We start from the raw sequence: 22248 nt of genomic DNA on the forward strand, positions 1-22248 counted from the left end.
GTGTCCGCCCCCATCGGGCAAAAGCCTGCGGCGACTGACGGTCCACTGTGTCAAAGGGTATGAGCATTCTCCATCCGACGGCATGCGCCGTCTCCGTCACCGCTCGCGCGAATCCACAATAGGCTGGAAAGCTACTATCGCCAAAACCGAGCACAACCAGCGGAATTGCCGAATCCGCTTCCTGAGATAACAGTCCTTCGAGAAACCCCTTGGCCGAAGCGGGTGCATCGCCGTCGCCATAAGTCGCGGCCAGGATGAGGATGCGCCGCGCCTGCCCGTAACGGGCCGGGTCGAAAGCCGACATTGGCGCGGCATGGACGGCCTGACCGGCGTCGGACAGCGCCGCATGCAGCGTAGCGGCAAAGCCCCATGTGCTACCGCCTTCACTGCCGACGAGAATGATCGTCTCCGCCTTTCCTGCGGAAACATTGCCGCGAATACGTGGCCGTCCGCGACGCCCGTCGAACCAGAGAACAACGCCCGTGCCCGCCATGACTGGTACACCAAGAGCCGCCAGGCCAAGGATCAGCGCCAGAACAGAAGCCCCCCGTCCCGTATGGAGCATATAAATGGTTTCCGACAGACGTTGCCATCCGGTCAGGCCGCTCCAGCCGAGAAGCGCGCCCGTGCCCTGATCTATATAGCCGGTGCCCCGGTCGGTCTTAAGGGTGAGAATGTCCATCGGGTTGGATGGATCGGCGAATGACAGGCTGCGCATTTCCGCAACCGGTATCTGCCGCAGCGGTTCCATCGTCGCCGGAAGCGCTCCAGTCTGGCCGCTTGCCTCAGTCTGCATGACCGGCGAAACCGCACTATCAGGCAACAGATCGAAGGTGGAGGCCGTCATCCACAAAGCCGTGGCCGAGGAAAGCAGCAGGCCTGCGACGGCCAGTCGGGCGACCTCGACATGCAGACGCCCGGAGAGCGGGCCACGCAGGCGCGAGAACCAGTGCTGCCAACCCCCGGCCCGACGTGCGACAAGCGCCACCCCGGATAGGCTCAGCACCATCATGGCGGCAGCGCCCGCAGCCATGACCATGCGACCGCTATCATCAAGAAAGAGCGAACGATGCAGACCTGTCAGCCAGCGTTCGACTGGATTCGGATCGGCAGAAGCGATAGCCTGACCGGTGGCGGGATCGATGACCGCCGCCTGAGGCGCACCATTATCGAACCAATAGGCCGTCATCCGGCCAGACGGCGCCCGCCGGATTTGCTCCACCTGCGGATAGACCGCTTGAACACGCCCCGCCAGATCGGCGATCGTACGTGTCACATCTGCCTGTGGAGACGAAATACTTTCGACAGCGGGAAAAATCGACAGTGCTGCACCGCTGATACTGAGCACAATCAGGAACAACGCGGCAAGAAGTCCCGGCCAACGATGGATAACGCGGAACATAGCAATCACCGTTTATAGTGAATAATCGGCTGTTGCGATGTAACGGCGTCCTTTGACTGGAGCTTTCACACCGCCGGATGTCAGCGGGATAACCACCTCATTGGGACTGTCGCGCATGTCTTCCACCGCAGCGTCGACGTGCAATGTGTAGCCCGCATCAAAAAACGCATCGGCCAGATCAACTGTGATTTTAAGCGTCTTGCCTGTCCCGACGCTCGCGCCCGTGATACCATTGATTTCGCTCGTGTTGCCACCCGTTGCGCGATACCACCCAGACAGGTGTTCGTAATACTTGGATTTGCTACCAGCCATCCAAAGACTACCAGCATATTTGCCCTGAGCATCGGTGACGTAATAGGCAAGATAAGCGCCGTCCCCGCCATAGCTGTTCAGCGTCGCGGTCAGAGTTACGGGTCGCGCCATGGCGATACCCGGAAGCGTAAGTGCCGTGGTCATTGCCAATACTGCGAGAAGTACTTTCATGTCAGACTACCTCTTTCAAAGAAACGGGCGCACGGACCTGAACCGGATCCGTGTTCATGCCAGCCACTCTCGCAAGATGAGCTGAACGCCGCCTGACACTGATGTAATTTCTGCTTCAGCGCTTTGTCAGGAAAGACATAACGAAAACGCTGGACCTGCCAGCAGGTCCACCGTTTTAAGAACCGACGATGCGGGCTGTTATCAATGCAGCGACATGCGCTTGAGCGTGCCATCGCGCAAAACGAACTGGTGCCATATCGCCATCAGTGCATGAAGACCGGCCAGATAAAGAATGATGGTGCCGGCATTCTCGTGGAAGTCGGCGATCAATCCGGGGGAGCCTTGCACTGGGGCCGTAATGGCTGGAACGGAAAGGCCGAAGAATGATATGGGAACGCCAATCCGCGAGGCGGCATACCAGCCGCTGAACGGCAAGGCGAGCAGAAACAGATAGAGGATTGCATGACCTGCCTTGGCCGCAAGCGCTAGCATCCCTTGCGTCTGAGATGCTGACGGCGCAGCGCCAGAAAGACGCAAGAGAATGCGTGGGAAAACAAGCACGAGCACGGCAAGCCCTAGAGAAAAATGCAACAAAGGCGGATTTTCCGCCATACGGCGTCCACCCACCGACGTCAACCATGCTCCGAGGATCAACGCTGCGGTGAACCAGTGAATCACAACCATGCTTTTTGAATAACGATCAGGACTGCGAGGCATGACAAGTCTTTCCTTGACTAAACGCGCTCTATTAGCGGAGCGCCGGGTGCTTATTTGGCAGGGAGTTTTGTCGAGCAAGCGGCTGGAAAGCATGCCGACGCAGCGCTTGACACCTATCCCTAGTTATCTCTTGATTTGCGACGGCGATCATCGTCGTGGTCGGATTCGCCGACCTTGTGTTTTATCTTGACTATAGCAAGCGTCGCCGGATCAACTTTGGCCCTGAAAGCAATTCCGGTTTTGTCGGAGCCGCGGACTTCATAACAGCCGTCGTCGATTTTGATCCGCGCTACGGTCCAGCCGCGAGAAGTAGCCATAGCCTGAACCGCGTCCCTGGATTGCCACTTGTCCATCGACACATGGCAGTCATCATCGGCTCGCGCCACGCCGCTTCCTGCTGAAATCAATAAAAGGGAGATTGCAGCAAGGTAATTTACCATCATATCATTGTTCCTGATCAATGCGCTTTGAAGAGAATAATGCCAGCTATTTCTGACGAACAGCTGAAGCTGGCAAGGGTATGACGTCAGAGGAATGACAGGTTACAGCTTCAGTTAGAATATGTTCACATCTGACTGAATCGGGTCGACACGGGGCCGCTTCTTATCGAATAAAGGGTGCTGTTGTATGCGGGTTCTGTTGATCGAAGACGATACAATCCTGGGCAAGGCCGTTCGCGACCATATCGCCGTCAACCATTCCGTGGATTGGGTGACCCGGCTCGACGACGCAATAGAGCATGTCAACTCTGCAGTCTACGACCTAATGCTGTTGGACCTGATGCTTCCCGACGGGCTGGGTGTCAATTTTTTACGCAATCTTCGCGCCAAAGGCAGTGTCACGCCTGTCATTATCCTCACGGCACTGGACCAGATTTCCGACCGGATCGAAGGACTCGATGCCGGGGCAGACGATTACATGATCAAACCGTTCGATCTGGCGGAACTGTCGTCACGACTGAATGCCGTTGCGCGACGTTACAGCGGCAATCCCAACCCATTGATCAAAATAGGCGACCTCCAGATCGATCTGGCCGCCAAGACCGTGAGGCAGGACGGGCGCCCCGTTGAACTGACCGGTCGCGAATGGGCACTGCTAGAAAACTTCCTGCAGCGACCTGGTATTGCATTGACCAAGTCGCAACTCGAGGATCGGCTCTATGCCTTTGGCTCAGAAGTCGAGAGCAATACAATTGAGGTCCATGTCAGCCGTCTCCGCAAAAAGCTTGGACATGCGATCATCGAGACGGTTCGCGGCATCGGATACCGGCTTGGAAACGCAAAATGATCCAACCGAAGAGCCTGCAATGGAGACTTTCGCTCTGGCTCGGGCTCGGCGCGGCCCTGTTGTGGGTTGTTACAACGATTGTGACAGCACAGCTTCTGCGCCAGGAACTGAATAAGGCCTTTGACAGCGCCCTCGAAGAAACGGCGCAACGCATTCTGCCAGTCGCAGCGCTTGAGATATTGGGACGCGATGCCGACGACACCGAACAGCGGGTTGCCACCCTGCGCCAGCACGACGAATATTTCACCTATGTGGTGCGTGACGCGGCCGGAACCGTGCAGATGCGTTCGCATAGTGCGGATGTAACCATTTTTCCGACCTATTCAAAAATGGGTTTCAGCAGCACACCAACCCACAGGCTCTACTCTGACGCCGCAATGCAGGGTAGCCTCACAATTACTGTCGCTGAACCCCTCTCCCACCGGCGCGATACGGCTAAGCACATATTATACACGCTTGCTGTACCTCTCTCCCTGGCCGTCCTCCTTGGCTTGATCGGTGTCTGGCTCATCGTGCGTCTTTCCATGGCGCCGGTTCGCAGTTTTCGCGATCAGATTGAGGCGCGTGGCAGCGGAGATCTTGATCCGGTCGCCGTAAATGGGCTTCCCTCCGAAATTGACACTGTAGCCATAGCGGTAAATCGGTTGTTGGACCGTTTGAAACTGACCCTGGAAGCCGAACGCAGTCTTGCAGCCAAATCAGCCCACGAATTGCGCACCCCGGTGGCAGCGGCGCTCGCACAGTCGCAAAGACTGATCGTCGAGGCGCCCGATGCTACCACGCGCGAACGTGCCGAGGACATGGAAACGGCGCTGCGCCGCCTCGCCCGCTTGACAGAAAAACTGATGCAGTTGGCAAGAGCCGAGGGCGGACGGCTCCTGGCCGAAAAGCCAGTAAATATTGCTGCAATCCTTCGATTAGTTGTAGGCGAGTTCAACGGATCTACTGATGCTATCGGTCGCATTGAGTTGACTCTCCCTGATTGCCCCGTGCTTAAGAGCATTGATGCGGATGCGTTTGCCATACTAGCGCGCAACCTAATCGAAAACGCACTCAAACACGGTGCACAGGACATGCCTGTTCTCGTAAGTTTTAAAAGCGACGGGGAACTGCGTGTTGTTAATGGCGGCCCAGTCGTGCCGCCCGAAACGCTTGCTCGGCTGAGTGAGCCGTTCGAGCGCGGTCAGGCTCTTGTGCGCGGTGCAGGACTTGGTCTTGCCATTGCCAAAACAATTGCTACTGGAGCAGGCGGTCGGTTGGAATTTTCCTCCCCGGCATCTGGCATGAAAGACGGCTTCGAAGCGAGGTTTTCTTCCATTGCATGAACGCCGAACCGGTGCACCACTGACCATTGAGAAGTGCCTCACTGCTTTGATTGCCAGTCAGAATTTGCGCCTCGACGCAGCCGATAGTCCGCGTCTCTCACAATGATTGTCCTTGGCCTCGCTCGATCACTATCGCAATGCCTTGCCCGCCACCGATACACATTGTTGCCAACCCGTAGCGGCCACCGATACGTTCCAGTTCATAGCAAAGCTTGATGAGGATGATCGCTCCCGACGCTCCTACAGGATGGCCGAAAGCAACGGCACCGCCATTCGGATTAACCTTATCTTCCGGAAACTCCAATTCCGCGCTGACCGCACAGGCCTGCGCCGCAAACGCTTCGTTGGATTCGATCACATCCATATCAGCTACGGTTAGACCGGCCCGCCGCAAAGCCTGTCGGCTGGCCGGAACGGGCCCCATACCCATTACCTCGGGTGCGACGCCACCAAGTCCAGTTGCGATAATGCGGCCTAATGCCTTGACGCCATGGGCCTTAGCGACGCCCTCCTCCATAAGAACCAGAGCTGCCGCGCCATCGTTGAGACCCGATGCATTGCCCGCCGTTACGGTGCCGTCCTTGCTAAAAGCAGGGCGCAACTTGGCCATATCCTCCAGAGAAACATTGCTGCGCACGTGTTCATCCGTATCAAACAGTTTTTCTGTCCGACTTTGCTTGACGGTAATTGGCAGTATCTGGCCGCTAAAGCGGCCATCTGCGATTGCTGCTGCAGCACGACGGTGCGATTCAACCGCGAAAGCATCCTGCTTTGCCCGATCGATGCCAGACCGCTCGGCAATATTCTCTGCGGTCATGCCCATGTGACCGTGACCGAAAGGATCGGTCAGAGCACCCACCATCATATCAATCGCGGTCACATCGCCCATCTTCTGACCGTTGCGTGCCTGCGTCAGTAAATGGCCGGAGCGGCTCATGCTTTCCGCACCGCCAGCAAGCACGATATCGGCTTTGCCAAGCTCAATTTGCTCGGCAGCGGAAACGACCGCCTGAAGGCCTGACCCGCACAAGCGGTTCAAAGTCAACGCAGGTGATGTGTGAGGAACCCCGGCGCGAACCGCAACGACGCGCGAAATATACATATCTTCCGGTCTGGTGTGAATGACATTGCCGAAGACTGTCTGCTCAATCTGATTGGGTTCGATGCCAGCACGCGCGATCGCTTCGCGCGCCACTGCGGCTCCTAGTTCACACGGAGGAATACCCGCAAGAGAGCCACCAAAATCTCCGATTGGTGTGCGAACCCCGGAAGCAATAACCACTGAACGTTTCATGTTGATCTTTCTCAAACCTTGTCAGCCATTTCAGGCAAAGCCTGGAACAAATCAGCTACCAGCCCATAATCGGCGACCTGGAAGATCGGCGCTTCTTCGTCCTTGTTGATCGCCACGATCACGCGGCTATCCTTCATGCCCGCCAGATGCTGGATTGCGCCGGAGATACCGACCGCAATGTAAAGGTCCGGTGCAACCACCTTGCCCGTCTGGCCAACCTGCCAGTCGTTCGGTGCATACCCCGCATCGACCGCAGCACGGCTGGCGCCAACCGCCGCACCGAGCTTGTCGGCTACAGGCAGGATCACTTCCTGGAACTTTTCGGCAGAGCCGAGTGCACGACCACCCGAGATGATGATCTTGGCCGAGGTCAGTTCCGGACGATCCGAATCCGACAACGCATTGCCAACGAAGCTCGACAGCGCCGGATCGGCTGCTGCATTGACGCTTTCAACGGCAGCCGAACCGCCGTCGCCCGTGGCCTGGAACGAAGCCGTGCGCACCGTGATCACCTTCTTGGCGTCGGTGGACTGCACGGTCTGGATTGCATTGCCTGCATAGATCGGGCGCTTGAACGTATCAGCAGATACGACTTCCATGATTTCCGAAAGCTGCATCACATCGAGAAGCGCTGCCACGCGCGGCAGGATGTTCTTGGCCGAGGTCGTCGCCGGTGCGATGATCGTATCGTAATTGCCTGCCTGTTCCACGATGAGAGCTGCCGTTGGCTCGGCCAGACGGTTTTCCAGCGCATCGCTTTCAGCCAGCAGAACCTTGCGCACGCCTTTCAGCTTGGCGGCTGCATCGGCCGCAGCCTTTGCGCCCTTGCCTGCAACCAGAACATCCACGTCGCCGCCAATCTGGGCAGCCGCCGTCAGCGCCTTCGCCGTCTGGTCGGAAAGGGTTGCATTATCGTGTTCGGCAATAAGAAGAATAGCCATATGTCTTGTCCCTTCCGATTTCTTTACAGTACGCCGTCGGCCTTGAGCTTCTCGACCAGTTCGGAAACGGAGCCGACCTTCACACCAGCCTTGCGGCCGCCTGGCTCTTCCGTCTTCAGGACCTTGAGACGCGGCGCAATGTCGGCACCGAAATCAGCAGGCGACTTTTCGTCGAGCGGCTTCTTCTTGGCCTTCATGATGTTCGGCAGCGACGCATAACGCGGCTGGTTCAAACGAAGATCGACCGTGACAATCGCCGGAAGCTTCACGTCGATGGTCTGGAGACCGCCATCAACTTCACGCGTTACCTTGGCCGAACCGTCACCCAACTCCACCTTTGAGGCGAACGTAGCCTGGCTCCAGTTGAGGAGCGCCGACAGCATCTGGCCGGTCTGGTTTGAATCGTCATCGATTGCCTGCTTGCCGAGGAAGACGAGATCCGGCTTTTCCGCATCGACCACGCCCTTCAGAACCTTGGCAACGCCAAGCGGCTCAACCGTTTCGTCCGACTTTACCAGGATCGCGCGATCCGCACCCATGGCAAGTGCAGTACGCAACGTTTCCTGTGCCTGTGCCGGGCCGACCGAAACCGCGACGATTTCCGTCACCTTGCCAGCTTCCTTCAGACGGATCGCTTCTTCAACCGCGATCTCGTCAAAAGGGTTCATCGACATCTTCACGTTCGATAGCTCAACGCCCGAACCATCTCCCTTAACACGGATCTTTACGTTGTAATCTACAACCCGCTTTACTGCGACAAGGACTTTCATTCCTTACTCCTTTGAATTTTTTCTGCCCCATTCCACCGGCACCAGACACAATCGGGACCAACTGGACGGCTACCGTCTATGCGAACATCTCGCTCTGGTCTGGTTGATGAGAACTGGGGTAAATCACATTAACATTCGATGATTTCTACAGCTTTGGCTGCAAGTGCAAAGGGCCCTTCGCGCCAGGAATAGCCAAGCTGCATAGCGGTATCGATTGCACTGGCATCCGATGCAATCTCGGACAGATGTATTTCACAGTAGCTAATCAGCTTGCGCAACACCGAACGCGCATAGTTCCCGACGGGACCTTGTTCGCTGAGCAGTTCCTGCAGTTCCCTAGACAATAGTACCGGGCGGGGGGCACGATAAAGCAATTTGTCTGTATCGAGCACTTCAAACTGTCCATCGGTCGTCTTGCGATAGAACCCGCCGCCCGCCTTGCGCCCAAACGATCCTTTCGCCAGCAACTCAGTGATGAGCGGATTGCCCGGCAGATTATAGATCTGCAAAGCATCATCTGTCGGCAGCGCCTGCATCAATCCGCCCCAGATGGTTGGCACGAGGTCAATACCGATCAGATCGAGCAATCCGAAAACACCGGTCTTTGGAACACCGAGTACCGTCTGCACAGCGTCGGCGGTTTCGATATCCAGTCCAAAACGACAAGCTTCCGTAACCGACACTGCTATCCAGAAACAGCCGATACGGTTAGCAATAAAGCCAGGAGTGTCATGGCAATCAATCGGGGTTTTGCTCAGCAATATTCTGGCCGCTTGATGCAACCGATCGCGCAGTTCAGGATCAGCCTGATCGTCGACAACAACTTCCAGAAGCGGCATCAGTCGCGGCGGATTGAAGAAATGCGTAATGGCAAAACGGCGTGCAAGACTGCTTTCCATACCCGCTACCAGGTCATGACGCGGGATGGTCGATGTGTTCGAAGAAAGAATTGCCGACGGTTTCATACAGGGTGCGATTTTCCGGAACAACGCGCGTTTAACGTCGAGTTTTTCCACCACCGCCTCAATGACCCAGTCGGCATCCTGCAACCGGGCGAGATGATCGTCAATATTGCCGGGACGTACTCGGGCTGCAGCGTCCGGCGTCGTGAACCCGCCCAATTGAAGCTGGCGGGAAATTCCGGTTTCCGCTGGTTCGATACGGTTGTCGCCGCGGGCAATATCCAGCAGTTCAACCGCAATACCGGCATCGGCAAACTGCGCTGCAATACCCGCCCCCATGGCGCCGGCTCCGATGATCCCTACTTTCTTTATTCCGGTTGCCTCGGCACCCGCGACTTTTGCTATCAGATTCTGCATGTCGTCATCTCAGTCCAGTCGTACATCAATGAGCACCGGTCCGTCCTCGGCCAGAGCTTTGCTCAAGGCTAAATCCAGTTCGCGATTGGTCGTCACCGTCACCGCCTCGACGCCAAAGCCCCGTGCAATCGATACCCAGTCGATTTCCGGACGAACCAAACTCATCATGTTGAGCGCTGTCGGACCGGGTTCGGCACCAACCTTGGCATATTCCCCGAGCAGAATGGCGTAGGAGCGGTTGTCGAGCAGCAATGTGGTGACGGGCAAGTTTTCGCGGGCCTGCGTCCACAATGCCTGTACCGTATAGGCGGCGGAACCATCAGCCTGCAAAGCGATGACCCGTCGTCGCTTGTCGCCAACAGCTTCCGCCCCTATGGCAGCGCCCGTTGCTAGCGGCAGTCCTCCACCGATTGCACCGCCTGTCACAGTCAGCCAATAACATGGAGCAGCCAATGGCATGACCGCAGCAAAACCACCTCCTGAGGTCAGCGCCTCATTGACGATGATGCTGTTCTCCGGAATCTGACGCGCTACAATCTGGGCCAAAGAATTCGGCGTTACCGGACCATCCACCGGCACCTCGATCTCTCCATTCTGGATGGCGATGTCGCTTTCACGAGCCCCGAGCGCTGTGGCTAAAGCAGCCAACGCGCCCTTCGCGTCCTGATGAGCGGTCGTCAGAGTCAGAACCTCGGCATCGGCGCGATGCAGCAGGCTCGGCAGACCCGGATAGCGGAAGAAGCCGACTGGCGGTGGGCAATTGACCAGCACAACCAGATCATAAGAATTGAGACACTGTAGCGCTTCCGTTACCACATAAGGCACGGTCGGCAGCACCAGCCGTCCTTTGCCCTTCGGCATATTGGAAATAGTTGAACTTCCCATCAGCTCAGCGCCGGTTTGATCGGCGATGCCCTTAAGTAAAGGATGCAACTCTTCGACGACAGCCGGATTACCGAGAATGATGACAGCCTTGCGCCCAGATTTCAGTGCATCGGCAACTTGCATCACGACGGCCGGGTCAACTGGATATGGTCCTTCGACGCTTTCGAGTTCAGCCGTTTCACCTCCCTCGCTCCATGACACGTCCGCTGGCAGGACCAGAGAAGCGATCTGGCCATATCCATAAGCGGCCTCTTTCAAACCAGCCATGGCATCGGCACCGATCGATGCGGGTTCTGTGCCGAAGCGGTGCCATTCAGAACTGCCACCTACGAGCGCTTCCACATCAGCGGTCAACGGACTGTCATACGCAACATGATCGGTTGCGTGGTCGCCAACAATATTAAGCATGCCGCTGCCAGCACGACGAGCATTGTGAATATTGGCAATGCCATTGGCATAGCCCGGACCGCAATGCAGCAGTGTTACTGCCGGGCGCTGCGTGACGCGGAAATAGCCGTCAGCCATGCCGGTCACCACATTCTCCTGTAAACCCAGCACGCACCGGATGCCGGGTATCCGATCGAGCGCCGCGACAAAATGCATTTCACTCGTGCCGGGATTGGCAAAGCAGGTATCTACCTTGGCGGCAACAAGACTATGGACGAGCGCTTCAGCTCCAGTAAGATGCGGTCTGTTCATAATGTTTCCAGTCGGACTTGAGTGAACATGGCCGCCATACGAGGACGGCGGCCAGCGGCTTCATTCTAACGATGCTCTATCTCTATGATGAGGGCATCCACTGCGACGGCGCTGTCGGTTCCCAGCATCAACGGGTTAACATCGAGTTCGAGCAGATTATGCCGATGATCGCCAGCATAGGCAGCAATGGCCATGATAGCATCGATAACCGGCTCCAGTTGCACCTTTGCCTTGCCGCGAAAACCGTCGAGGAGCGCAAAGCTTTTCAGCCCGCGTAAGGCATTTTCAACGTCTGCACGGCTGACCGGTAACAGCAATGGTGTGGCGTCCTTCAACAATTCCACCAGAATACCTCCCGCACCGATGACGAGAACCAGTCCGAATAGCGGGTCGCGTTTGACGCCGACGATCAGTTCAGCAAGTGGGGGCGCTTGCATCGGTTCCATCAGAAATGTCGTGAGCTCGATTGAAGCATCGTGCTGTTTGACCGATGCGACCATGCGCTCGGCTGCGGCGATGGCATCATTTCGGCTACGAATGTTGAGAGCAACACCGCCAACTTCTGTCTTATGCGCCAGCTGATCGTGCAGAACCTTCAGTACCACCGGGGCATCGAAGGTTTCCGGCAGTTCACGCATCGTCTCAATAGTCAAAATGTCGCCGTTCGGCACGTTCAACCCATAGGAGCTCAATCGCCGCTTGGATTCCGCTTCATTCACTGTCACGCCGTTTAAAGGCAAAGCGGTGACTGCAAACGGGACTTTGGGTTCCAGGGCAGCATCGCCCTGCCGCCGGTCGTGCCCAACCATTTTGCAATAATTCGCCCATTTCGCGACAACCTGCGCAGCATCATGCAGACCATTCAATGGCACGATCCCTTGCGCGATCAGCGCTTCGGCGTCTTCAGGCGGTATGCTTTCCGTATTCACCGATGCATGAAATACCGGCTTACCCGCAATCTTGCCAGCAGCAGCCAGAGCCCGGTCCATAGCCTGATGCGCCGATTTATCCTTATAGGGCGATCCGACCGGCGGATAATCGATCACCAGCATGGCCGCATCGTAATCACCGTTCAGCATGGTGGTGAACATGGGTGTCAGCAGTTCTTCGCTGCCCCAATAGCCTGCGGTGAAATCGAGCGGGTTGGACACATGACCAAAGTCAGGCAATGTCGGCTTAATGATATCTTTCTGTTGCTGACTTGGCTGTGGCAATTGCAGGCCAGCAAAGGAACAATAATCCGCAGCCAGGCCATTATCGCCGCCGGAACTGGAAAACACGGTGATGCGCTCGCCTTCAAGCGGTGCGGCAATCGAAGCAAGCTTCATCATTTCGAGGAATTGCGGGGCCGTATCGGTCTCAATCACGCCGAGACGGGCAAACAATGCTTCATAATATTCATTTTGCCCGGCCAACGAACTCGTATGGCTGGCGGCCATCACCGCACCAAGTTCTGAACGCCCGGAACGGCAGACGATGACCGGAATACGCTTTGCACGCGCCCGCAAGGCGGCCTGCGAGAACGCGGCCACATCACGTATGCCTTCCATAAACAGACCCAGACAGGTCACGTTCGGGTCATCGATGAGGTAATCAATATAGTCTTCAAAGCCGAGAACGGCCTGGTTGCCCGCGCTGATCAGATAGGAATAAGGCACCGAACGACCGTTGGAAACCAGATGCCCGGTGACGTTGCCACTCTGGGAAATGACCGCCGCGCCGCGACTGTTCTGCAACTTCGGATAAAGTGCTGGCCAGATCGAGCCATGATTGACGTAATTGACGAGGCCATAGCAGTTCGGGCCGACCACCGCCATGTCGCATGCAGCTTCGACAAAAGCCAGATTGCGTTCAAACCCCGCCGCGCCAATTTCGGAAAAGCCGGAAGCATAGCAAACGACACCACCGGCCTTCATGGCTGACAGTTCACGCAATGCGTTGATGGTCGCATCGGCATTGACGGCCAGAAATACTGCATCAGGCGAAACAGGCAGATCGGCAATCGACAGAATGCATTTATATCCGGCGATTTCGCTGCGCTTGGGATTCACCACATAGACATCGCCAGCATAGTCCTGCTGACGCAATGTTTTCAATGTTGCCTCGACCTGGCCACCACCAATGAAGGCCATGGTGCGGGGTGCAAGAAGACGCGCAAAATTCTCTCGCAGCGTAGGGCTGATACGGCCCTCCTCCACGCTCGTACTCACCTGTAGCATATTTTTCTGCCTCTTAACTTAAGGCACTGCCAGCCCAGCGGGCTCAAACTTCCACGGCAGCGCTCGTTCCAGCTTGACTGGTAAGAGGTGCAGACGTCGGGAAATTCTCCACATCGAAATTGGGCAGCAGCGGATGATCGGCGGGATTTTCGCCAAACAGATCGCACAGCCATTTGCGGATGATGATACAGCAATCCTCGGCCGAATAGGCCTCTTCCATGACCCAGCCGTGCCATAGCCCGTCCGCCAATTGCGTAAGAGCGATGGCCGCCAGGCGGACATCAATTTCCATATTCTTTTCTGCCGCGACCTTGGCAAGCCGACGTCCGAGAAACGCGCGGTATTTGCCCCATAGTTCGCGATGTAATGCCATGATCTCTGGAACAATCCAAGCGGCACTGTTGTAGTGAATATGAACCTGCTGATATCCGCGTCCTTGGAAAAATGGCCCACAGGCAACAAAGTATAGCGTATCGAAATTCCCGGTCTTCACCGATGACACAAGGTGCCGGTAATAATCGTCCCCATTTTGAAGGTAATAGCGATGTGCTGCGGTCAGCAAATCTTCCTTGCTGTCAAAATAGTGGTTTATCAATCCACGTGAAAAACCAGATTCCTCACTGATCGTGTTGATCGTCGAATTCAGATAGCCATGTTTGACTATTGAATTCAGCGTCGCAAGGATCAGATCCTGTCGCCTGATTTCGTTGGTTTGCCTCTTTTTGACAGCTTTCCGCATTCTTTACCTTCTCGAAGGCCGATGACTAACGGCGACACTTATTATTGATACGGTCTCAACAGATCCTTTGCGATAATATCCTGATGGACCTCGGACGTACCTTCCCAGATACGTTCGATACGCGCATCTCGCCAGAAACGCTGGATGGGGAATTCTTCCATGACGCCCATGCCACCAAAGATTTGCACGGCATCATCCGCAACCCGGAACACCATTTCCGAGCACCAGTAATTCACCATTGACGCTTCAGTGCGGTTCATCGTCTGATTCTCAATTTTCCACGCGGCTTCTTTCACCATAAGATCACCGAGCTTTATATCAACCGCCATATTGGCAACCTTGAAACCGACCCCCTGGAATTCACCAATTGTTTTGCCAAACGCCTTGCGGGTTCCGGCCCACTCCTTGGTCATTTCGAAGATGCGTTCAGAACGACCGACACAATGGGCGGCCAAAGCAACCCGGCCATCGTAGAGCCACTCATTGGCAGTATCGAAGCCCTTGCCCTCTTCGCCCAGAATATCATCGCTATGAACACGAACATCTTCGAGATAGACCATCGTCGGATTATAGCCGCGGGTGACGATCGACTTCATCGGCTCGACACGCAGTCCCGGCAGGGTTTTGTCGAGGAGAAACGCTGTAAAACGCTTGCGCGGTCCGCGTGGCGTTTCATCCACGCCGGTAACGGCAATGAGAACGATGAAATCTGCGATATCGGCGTGCGAGATAAACTGTTTCACCCCGTTGATAACCCAGTGATCTCCATCGCGCACGGCCTTGGTCGTAATGCCGCGAGCATCAGACCCCGCACCGGGTTCCGTGAGCGCGAAGGCATCCTTACGTTCGCCTCGGATAGCCGGCTTCAGATATTTTTCAATCTGGTCGCCCTTGCATTTGAAGAGGATGCCGGTAACGCCGCGGTTCATGCACATGGTGAGCGCGGCGCTCGATTTGCCAAGCACGCGTTCAGCCTGCATCTTGGTCTGCTTGTCGAGACCCGGGCCACCCCATTCTTCCGGCAGATTCATACCGGCAAAGCCCGCCTGGATCGATTTTTGCTGAATTTCCTGTTTGATTTCCTCAGGAACGTAACGGAGTTCCTCAACGAGATTCTCGTGCGGATAAAGTTCCCGCTTGCAGAACTCTTCCAGTGAATCGATGAGCGCCTGTTGTTCGAAACTTAATGCAAAATCCATGGTGTTCCCCCTTTACGCGCCGATGAAATTCGGTGCGCGGCGCTCATTGGCAGCGGCCAGGCCTTCTTTGTGATCTTGTGTCTGTGCGCAGACCTTTCCTGCCGCCACTTCTTCCAGCTGTTGGTCGGAAAGGCTGCGCGTATGGGCGCTGTTCAGCAATTTCTTGGTCTGGGCGATGGCCACCGTCGGTCCGCTTGCAAGTTGCCGGGCGAAAGCAAATGTGTCCTGCCACAGGTTTTCCGGAGTGCTGACATGGCTGACAAGCCGGTTTTGAAGCGCGACCTCGGCGGTCCATAGTTCGCCCGTATAGGCAAAACGCTTTGCTGCCTCGAGGCCGATCACACGCGGCATCAACCAGGTTCCGCCGCAGTCCGGGTTGTAACCGACATTGGTATAGGAACAGATGAACTTGGCCTTTTCGGATGCGTAGCGGAAGTCGCACGCCAAAGCCATATCGAGACCCGCACCCACAGCTGCACCGTCGATCATGGCGATAACGGGCTTTGGCATTTCATGGACCTGCTGGACCAGTCGCAGCGACTCCTCCACCCAGTTCATGTCCGGCCAATCCGTTCTGCCCGCCGCCCATTCCTTCACATCTGCGCCGGCTGAAAAGGCACCACCGCGTCCAGCCAGAATAAGGGTGCGGAGAGTTTGGTCAGCCGCCGCTTCCTTGAGTGCCTTGCGCAGTTCTATGGTGATCCCCATACCGAGCGCATTGCGCGCCTCGGGCCGATTGAGGGCAATAACGCCCACCGCATCGTGACGTTCTATTTCCAGAAATTTATACATAGCTCTCCCTTTCTGCCCAGCCACAAGGATTAGGCAGTCTCAATTGTCATTCAGTTATTGGTTCAGCGTCCGCGCCAGCGCGGGGGTCGTTTTTCGAGGAAGGCTTTTTGGCCTTCGATCATATCCTCCGAACACAGCATGGCGGCAAAGGTTGACAGCTCCGGATTGTCACCAGCGCGCAATTGCATGGCATCACGGTCCGACATGCCGTCCACCGCACGCAGCGTTTCTTTCAGCGCCTGCTGAGCCAGTGGTGCGGACCGCGCAATTTTCCGGGCTATTTCCAACGCCATCGGCATAAGACCTTCTCGTGACGAGGTGCGGTAAACCAAACCCCAACGCTGCGCGTCTTGCGCGTTCATGCGGTCGCCGGTCCAGATCATTCCGGTCGCCACATAATAAGGTATACGACGTGGCAGACGTTGCAGTCCCCCGCCATCGGGCAGCAATCCCCGCTCAAGCTCGGGCAACTGGATGAAGGCGTCATCCGCCATCAACAGAATATCGCAAGCCAACGATATTTCGAGTCCACCGCCAATGGCCGGGGCGTTGATAGCAGCGATCAGGGGCTTTCTGAGGGACCACAGCGTCGTGATACCGCCAAAACCACCCTCTTTTGCGCCTTCGGTGCTCACACCACTGTTGCGGTCCGTTCCTTCCTTGAAGTCATAGCCAGCTGAAAAGGCACGCTCTGACCCGCTGGACAGAATACCGACGCGCAGATCGGGATCACCTTGCAAATAGAGCGCTGCCTTCTCCAGATTGCGGCTTAGACTGCGGCAGATCGCATTGACCTTTGGCTTGACCATACGGATCTCAAGTACGGATCCGTGTCTCTCAAGGTGGACAAAGCCATCCATTTCCCGGTTAAGTTCTGCAATCATGTCAACCACCGTTCTTTGCTGCCCGCTGGCTGTAAATGTGCAGCAGAAGCGGTGGTAGCGATGTGACAATCAGCATGAGTGTTGAAACCGCCGCCAATGTGGGATCAAGATCATCGCGCAGCGTGGAGAAGGTAACGCGCGGCAATGTCGACATGGGCCCCGATGCCACCATCAGCGAGATAATCAATTCGTCGAAAGAGATCAGGAAAGACAGCAGCATCGAGGTTGCGACCGAAAGCTTGAGCTGAGGCAAAGTTACAGTCAGAAAGGCTTTCAGCCGATTGGCTCCAAGACTGCGTGCCACCATTTCCTGCGATGAGTCATAACTGCTAAAACCGGCCAGCATGGTCAGGATCACAAACGGCATCGCTACCACGGAATGGCCGAGGATCATGCCCCAAATGGTGTTCAACAGCATTCCGATCTTTGCATAGACAAAGAAAATGCCGACAGCGATCAGGATCGACGGTACGGCAAGTGGCGCAACCAGCACCGTCTTCAAAAGACCCTGAACGGCGATGCGTCCCTGATTAAGAGCATAGGATGCCGCCACGCCGGTAACAGTCGCGACGATCATGGTCCCAAATGCGACCCGCAGCGACACCCAGAGTGAGCTGATCCACTTTTCCTGACCGAAAAATGAAGCATACCAGCGTGTAGACCAGCCTGCTGGCGGGAAAACCATTGATGTCGTTGAGCTGAACGAGACCGGAATGACGACCAGGGTGGGAACGATCAGGAAAAACAGCACCAGTCCGACGAGGATGTAGAGCCAGAGACGTGCACGGTGAGAAACGTGAGCTTCCATCATACCACCTATCGATCCGACGACAGCCGGCGCACCAGCACCAGACTGATCCACAAGCAAAGAGCCGTCATTGCCAGCAGCAACACAGCAAGTGCAGCCGCAGGGCCCCATGTCGGGTAAAGCGAAATCATCTCCTCAATGCGCTGCGCAATCATCTTCACCTTGCCACCGCCGAGCAGTGCGGGCGTGATGTAAAAGCCGAGGCACATGACGAACACCATTATGGCGCCAGCGACCAATCCGGGCATCGAAAGCGGGAAGAAGATGCGCAGGAACGCGTGCGTTGGCGACGACCCCACATTGGCGGCAGCACGCATCAGATTGGCGTCGATGGCCTTCATCGATGCATAAAGCGGCAGCACCAGAAACGGGATCATGATATGCACCATACCGATGACAACGCCGGTGGTGTTGTTGACCAGTGCCAGTGGCTGATTGATCAAGCCAAGGCCCTGCAATGACTTGTTGACCACGCCGTTGCGCTGCAAAATGATCAGCCACGAAAAGGTGCGCACCAACCCGGAAGTCCAGAAGGGCACCAGCACTGCCAACATCAGTAGCCCCGCCCATTTGGACGACAGGATCGACATCAGATAGGCAACCGGATAGCCGAGCAGCAGGCAGATAACGGTGACGATGAGCGCAATCTTGAAAGTATTGAGAAACATCTCGATGTAGACAGCTTCCGAAAAGAACAGTCGGAAATTACCGAGGCCGTATTCTCCATTGACGTCGACAAAAGACATCGACAGCAACCACAACAGCGGTGCCACCATCAAGATACAAACAATAGCGAGTGCAGGGATGGTGAGGCGCACCATCGACCAGCTTTCGTATTTTTGTTCGAGGCTCAGTGCACGACGGTTCTCATCCAGTTCGGCTTGCGTCACCGACTTGGGGGCTGCAACAGGAAATGAGACAACAGCTTTTGTCATCATCAAGCCTCCGCGCGTACAAGCCGCGCGTCCGCCCGTTCCAGACGCAGCGCCACGCGTTCACCAACCTTTGGCACTGCCCGCAGATTTTCCGAGCGGTTGGCAATGCGTGTGAATACCTTATGGCCGCCATCCAGCATGACCTCGAAAAGCAGGCATTCACCCTGGTAGATGGCCGTGACGACCTGACCGGAAAACAGGTTTGCTCCCGATGCTCGCGCCGCCGCTTCGTCTGTGGCAAAGCGCAGACGCTCGGGGCGCATGCTCAGCAACATGTCGTCGTGCAGTTCGCCAACACCATCCGACAAATTCACGCCCTGGTCGCCATAGCTGACACCTGCGTTAGTGCGCCGGAGCGGCAGAAAACTGGTTTCACCAATAAATTCAGCAACAAATCGGCTTTCCGGGTGTTCATAAAGATCGGTCGGCGACGCGATCTGGGCCAGTTTGCCCTTCGAGAATACGGCAATCCGGTCCGACATTGTGAGCGCTTCACGCTGATCATGCGTGACAGAAATGGTCGTCATGTCCAGCCGGTCATGCAGTTTGCGGATTTCGATCTGCATCGTTTCCCGCAGTTGCTTGTCGAGCGCGGACAACGGTTCATCCATCAGCAGAATGCGCGGCTCGAACACGATGGCACGCGCCAGCGCTATACGCTGGCGTTGTCCTCCAGACAGTTCGGTGATCTTACGCTCGCCATAGCCACCGAGTTGCACCAGATCGAGTACTTTCTTGACCCGTTCCTCGATTTCGGCACGACCTATCTTACGCAAACGCAGCGGATAAGCGACATTCTCGAATACCGACATATGCGGGAACAAGGCATAGTTCTGAAAAACCATGCCGATATTGCGCTTATGGGGCGGAAGATGCACGATTTCCTGTGTGCCAATCTTGATCGAACCATCCGTCGGACGGGAAAAGCCCGCAATCATCATCAGAAGGCTTGTTTTTCCTGACCCGGAAGGGCCGAGCAATGTGAGAAATTCACCGGCTTTAATCGCCAGCGATACGTCGTCAACCGCCCGAACCGTACCGTAATGTTTGGACAGTGATTGGATCGTAACCGGCAAAGCCGTCGTCGAGGAGTGTTTCATCTCTGCTTTCCATCAGCGCACAACAGGACACCGCAGCATTGTCAGCTACAGATTGTAATCTTGGGCTCCATGAAGAAAATTCCCGGGTTGGAGGCCACAGCCTCCAACCTTCCAGAACCAGCTATTGCATCATAGCCTTGTCCCACATGGTCTGCGCCTTTTCGTGATTTTCGGCCCAGTACGGCATGTTGGTGATGAGCTGCTTCTTGAGATTCTCAGTGCTCGTGACAATGCTCGCCGCCTTGTCGGCGGGTACAAGCCCTTGTTTGAAGGCATCCTGGTTCATAGGCCCATAGGCGATATAATTTGGCAGGTTCGCCTGATATTTTGGATCGAGCAGATGGTTGACCAGGCGCATTGCACCTTCCGGATTGGGTGAATTTTTGGGAATGACCAGGCATTCCACATCCATCACCGCGTCATCAAGCTTATAGGTATATGGTGCGCCTTCCTTGATGGCGGCATCTATACGGGCTGCCCAGATCGATAACATATCGACCTCTTCGGACGTTGCGAGCTGGGTGGCCTGCGCGCCCGTGGCCCACTGAACACTGATATTCGGTTTCAGCGTGGACCATTTGGCCATCGCCCTCTCCATGTCAATGGGATAAATCTTGTCCTTGGCCACGCCATCGGCCATCAGGGCAATTTCCATATTTGTCGCTGGCGAATTACCCGAGATAGCGCGGCTGCCGGGGAACTTTTCCGTATCGAAGAAATCGGCCCAGTTTTGTGGCCCTTTGTCACCATAAACGTTTTTGTTATAGGCAAGGACCGACGTATAGGCGGTGAACCCTACCCAATATTTTGAGCGCAGGTGTTCCGGGATTCCAGCGGCATTGGGAATTTTTGAATAATCGAGCGGAACCAGAAGCTCTTCTTTACCGGCCAGGTCACACAGACCACCATAGAGTTCGGCCACATCGATATCGACCGCATTTGCACGCACCTTGGTACGGATATCGCGGATACCACCAGCCAGTACATAATCGACAACGGTCATGCCATGGTCTTGGGGCAAGTGGTCAAGAATGGCCTTTCGCACGCCTTCCTGATAGGCGCCGCCATAGGACGCATAACTGACCTTTTCTTCAGCCACAGCCGAACCGGCAGCCATGGCAAGCACTGCACCCAGTATGAATGTCTTTTTCATTGTTCCTCCTCCCTATGCGGCTCACTAGCCGCGTTTTTTTGCATGCAACAACCGGCAAAGGTACTTCCTCCAAAGCACCTTATTCGGCATTCCGCTGACAAAAGTCAGTTGGAAAATGTGTGTAACCCCCTTGTCATGGCAAGGCGGCAATCACTGACAATACGCTCGATAAGCTCCTGACAGCTCGGAATATCCTTGATCAACCCAAGCGTCTGACTTGCCCAGACCAGACCGCTATCCAGTTCGCCAGTTGTCAGCGCGTGGCGACCTCGCTCTCCGGAAACCAGCGGTCGAACGTCTGTAAACTTCGCACCGCCCGGCCGACCTTCGATAGCGACGACTTCATCGGAAATGGCATTCTTCAAAACGCGCCCAGTGTTTCTGAAAGTTCGAAAGATCAAATTGGTGTCGCGCTCACCGGCATTGACCAGCGCCTGTTTGATGTTCTCATGAATGGGAGCTTCTTTGGTGGCACAAAAGCGCGTCCCCATGTTCACGCCTTCGGCACCGAGCATGAAAGCTGCTGCCATGCCTTCGCCGGTGCCGATGCCGCCCGAGGCGATCAATGGAATTTTGACCTGCGCCGCTGCAGCGGCAAAAAGGACCAAACCGCCAACATCATCCTCACCCGGATGCCCCGCCGCTTCAAATCCATCGATGGAAATGGCGTCGACACCAGCCCGTTCCGCTGACAGCGCATGACGTACAGCCGTACACTTGTGAACGACAACCGCACCAGCCGTCTTTATTTTCTCGATGAACTCTTTTGGACTGCGTCCCGCCGTCTCTATCACTTTCATACCCGACTGCAGCGCCGCATCAAGATATTCTTCATAAGGTGGAGGCGCTGTCGTGGGGAGTATCGTGAGATTGACCCCAAATGGTTTGTCGGTCATCTGCCGGCAGCGAGCGATCTCTTCGCACAGCGCTTTGGGACTAGGCTGCGTCAGTGCTGTCAAGATTCCAAGGCCGCCCGCATTCGATACAGCTGATGCAAGTTCGGCACGACCAACCCATTGCATTCCGCCCTGAATGATCGGGTATTTTATTTTCAATAGCTCGGTTACTCGGGTCTTCACGCCCCACTCCCTGCTGCAATCAAACCTGATGATTAAATACTGAAACTCGCCGCAGATGAAGTCAAACAAAAAATTTGCTGAACGTCCAACTTTTTATTAACATGCAGATATAAAACGATGATTTTCGTCGGAGCCCCATAAAGAGGGCCAAATGGAGGGGGAACATCATGAAACCGCGAAAGATCACGACATATCAAGGGCGTAGTCTAAATCACAGC

Annotated in this window: 21 protein-coding genes; 2 read left to right on the plus strand and 19 right to left on the minus strand. The window is 55.7% G+C overall.

Features of this window, described 5'->3' with window-relative positions:
- The 4 genes from FG152_RS22920 to FG152_RS22935 form a co-directional block, all read right to left on the minus strand.
- The coding region (locus FG152_RS22920) for a PepSY-associated TM helix domain-containing protein (protein ID WP_498988589.1) at positions 1-1402 on the minus strand (1402 nt) is incomplete at its 3' end.
- Positions 1403-1414: 12 nt separating this feature from the next.
- Positions 1415-1885 (minus strand): DUF2271 domain-containing protein, encoded by a 471-nt coding sequence (locus FG152_RS22925; RefSeq protein ID WP_109366323.1) that lies wholly within the window; start codon positions 1883-1885, stop codon positions 1415-1417.
- Positions 1886-2086: 201 nt separating this feature from the next.
- Positions 2087-2602 carry a cytochrome b gene (locus FG152_RS22930; RefSeq protein ID WP_112591144.1) on the minus strand — a complete coding sequence of 172 codons (516 nt, stop codon included), beginning with the start codon at positions 2600-2602 and terminating at the stop codon, positions 2087-2089.
- A 119-nt stretch (positions 2603-2721) separates the two neighbouring features.
- Entirely contained in the window at positions 2722-3045 is a 324-nt protein-coding gene (locus FG152_RS22935; RefSeq protein WP_374788925.1) for a PepSY domain-containing protein, read from the minus strand.
- 184 nt (positions 3046-3229) lie between these two features.
- Between FG152_RS22935 and FG152_RS22940 the strand changes: the two genes are divergently transcribed.
- Both FG152_RS22940 and FG152_RS22945 read left to right on the plus strand, forming a co-directional pair.
- Entirely contained in the window at positions 3230-3889 is a 660-nt protein-coding gene (locus FG152_RS22940) for a response regulator (RefSeq protein ID WP_498988593.1), read from the plus strand.
- On the plus strand, positions 3886-5214 hold the full coding sequence (locus tag FG152_RS22945) for a sensor histidine kinase (protein ID WP_498988596.1): 1329 nt from the start codon (positions 3886-3888) through the stop codon (positions 5212-5214). Before FG152_RS22940 ends, FG152_RS22945 begins: the two co-directional genes overlap by 4 nt.
- Before the next feature lie 97 nt (positions 5215-5311).
- Here FG152_RS22945 and bktB read toward each other — a convergent pair whose 3' ends face one another.
- The 15 genes from bktB to FG152_RS23020 all read right to left on the minus strand — a co-directional run bounded on the left by bktB (position 5312) and on the right by FG152_RS23020 (position 22030).
- The gene (bktB, locus tag FG152_RS22950) at positions 5312-6508 is read right to left on the minus strand and encodes a beta-ketothiolase BktB (RefSeq protein ID WP_498988598.1); all 1197 of its coding nucleotides are present in this window, start codon (positions 6506-6508) and stop codon (positions 5312-5314) included.
- Positions 6509-6519: 11 nt separating this feature from the next.
- Complete coding sequence (locus FG152_RS22955; protein WP_498988601.1) at positions 6520-7449, minus strand: electron transfer flavoprotein subunit alpha/FixB family protein; 930 nt, start codon at positions 7447-7449, stop codon at positions 6520-6522.
- 23 nt (positions 7450-7472) lie between these two features.
- Entirely contained in the window at positions 7473-8219 is a 747-nt protein-coding gene (locus tag FG152_RS22960) for an electron transfer flavoprotein subunit beta/FixA family protein (protein ID WP_498988604.1), read from the minus strand.
- A 128-nt stretch (positions 8220-8347) separates the two neighbouring features.
- Positions 8348-9538 (minus strand): 3-hydroxyacyl-CoA dehydrogenase family protein, encoded by a 1191-nt coding sequence (locus FG152_RS22965; RefSeq protein WP_498988607.1) that lies wholly within the window; start codon positions 9536-9538, stop codon positions 8348-8350.
- Between the two features lie 9 nt (positions 9539-9547).
- Complete coding sequence (locus tag FG152_RS22970) at positions 9548-11122, minus strand: acetolactate synthase large subunit (RefSeq protein ID WP_498988609.1); 1575 nt, start codon at positions 11120-11122, stop codon at positions 9548-9550.
- A gap of 65 nt (positions 11123-11187) precedes the next feature.
- On the minus strand, positions 11188-13341 hold the full coding sequence (locus tag FG152_RS22975; RefSeq protein ID WP_498988612.1) for an acetate--CoA ligase family protein: 2154 nt from the start codon (positions 13339-13341) through the stop codon (positions 11188-11190).
- A 43-nt stretch (positions 13342-13384) separates the two neighbouring features.
- Positions 13385-14080, minus strand: a complete 696-nt coding sequence (locus FG152_RS22980; protein ID WP_498988615.1) for a TetR/AcrR family transcriptional regulator — start codon at positions 14078-14080, stop codon at positions 13385-13387.
- Between the two features lie 41 nt (positions 14081-14121).
- A complete protein-coding gene (locus tag FG152_RS22985; protein ID WP_006188555.1) occupies positions 14122-15279 on the minus strand; it encodes an acyl-CoA dehydrogenase family protein in 1158 nt (385 codons plus the stop codon).
- A 12-nt stretch (positions 15280-15291) separates the two neighbouring features.
- Complete coding sequence (locus FG152_RS22990; RefSeq protein ID WP_199058544.1) at positions 15292-16071, minus strand: enoyl-CoA hydratase/isomerase family protein; 780 nt, start codon at positions 16069-16071, stop codon at positions 15292-15294.
- 62 nt (positions 16072-16133) lie between these two features.
- On the minus strand, positions 16134-16955 hold the full coding sequence (locus FG152_RS22995) for an enoyl-CoA hydratase-related protein (RefSeq protein WP_498988619.1): 822 nt from the start codon (positions 16953-16955) through the stop codon (positions 16134-16136).
- A gap of 1 nt (position 16956) precedes the next feature.
- Positions 16957-17766, minus strand: coding sequence for an ABC transporter permease (locus FG152_RS23000; RefSeq protein WP_498988623.1), 810 nt, complete (start codon positions 17764-17766; stop codon positions 16957-16959).
- Between the two features lie 5 nt (positions 17767-17771).
- Positions 17772-18701: an ABC transporter permease gene (locus tag FG152_RS23005; protein WP_498988625.1), complete on the minus strand. Its 930-nt coding sequence runs from the start codon at positions 18699-18701 to the stop codon at positions 17772-17774.
- Positions 18701-19798 (minus strand): ABC transporter ATP-binding protein, encoded by a 1098-nt coding sequence (locus FG152_RS23010; RefSeq protein WP_498988628.1) that lies wholly within the window; start codon positions 19796-19798, stop codon positions 18701-18703. The genes FG152_RS23005 and FG152_RS23010 overlap by 1 nt, the downstream gene beginning before the upstream one ends.
- 121 nt (positions 19799-19919) lie before the next feature.
- Positions 19920-20951 carry an ABC transporter substrate-binding protein gene (locus FG152_RS23015; RefSeq protein WP_140025937.1) on the minus strand — a complete coding sequence of 344 codons (1032 nt, stop codon included), beginning with the start codon at positions 20949-20951 and terminating at the stop codon, positions 19920-19922.
- Between the two features lie 104 nt (positions 20952-21055).
- The gene (locus FG152_RS23020; RefSeq protein ID WP_498988721.1) at positions 21056-22030 is read right to left on the minus strand and encodes an NAD(P)H-dependent flavin oxidoreductase; all 975 of its coding nucleotides are present in this window, start codon (positions 22028-22030) and stop codon (positions 21056-21058) included.
- Between the last annotated feature and the right edge of the window lie 218 nt (positions 22031-22248).

This window comes from Ochrobactrum sp. XJ1, from assembly GCF_024701725.1.
Lineage (GTDB): Bacteria > Pseudomonadota > Alphaproteobacteria > Rhizobiales > Rhizobiaceae > Brucella > Brucella anthropi.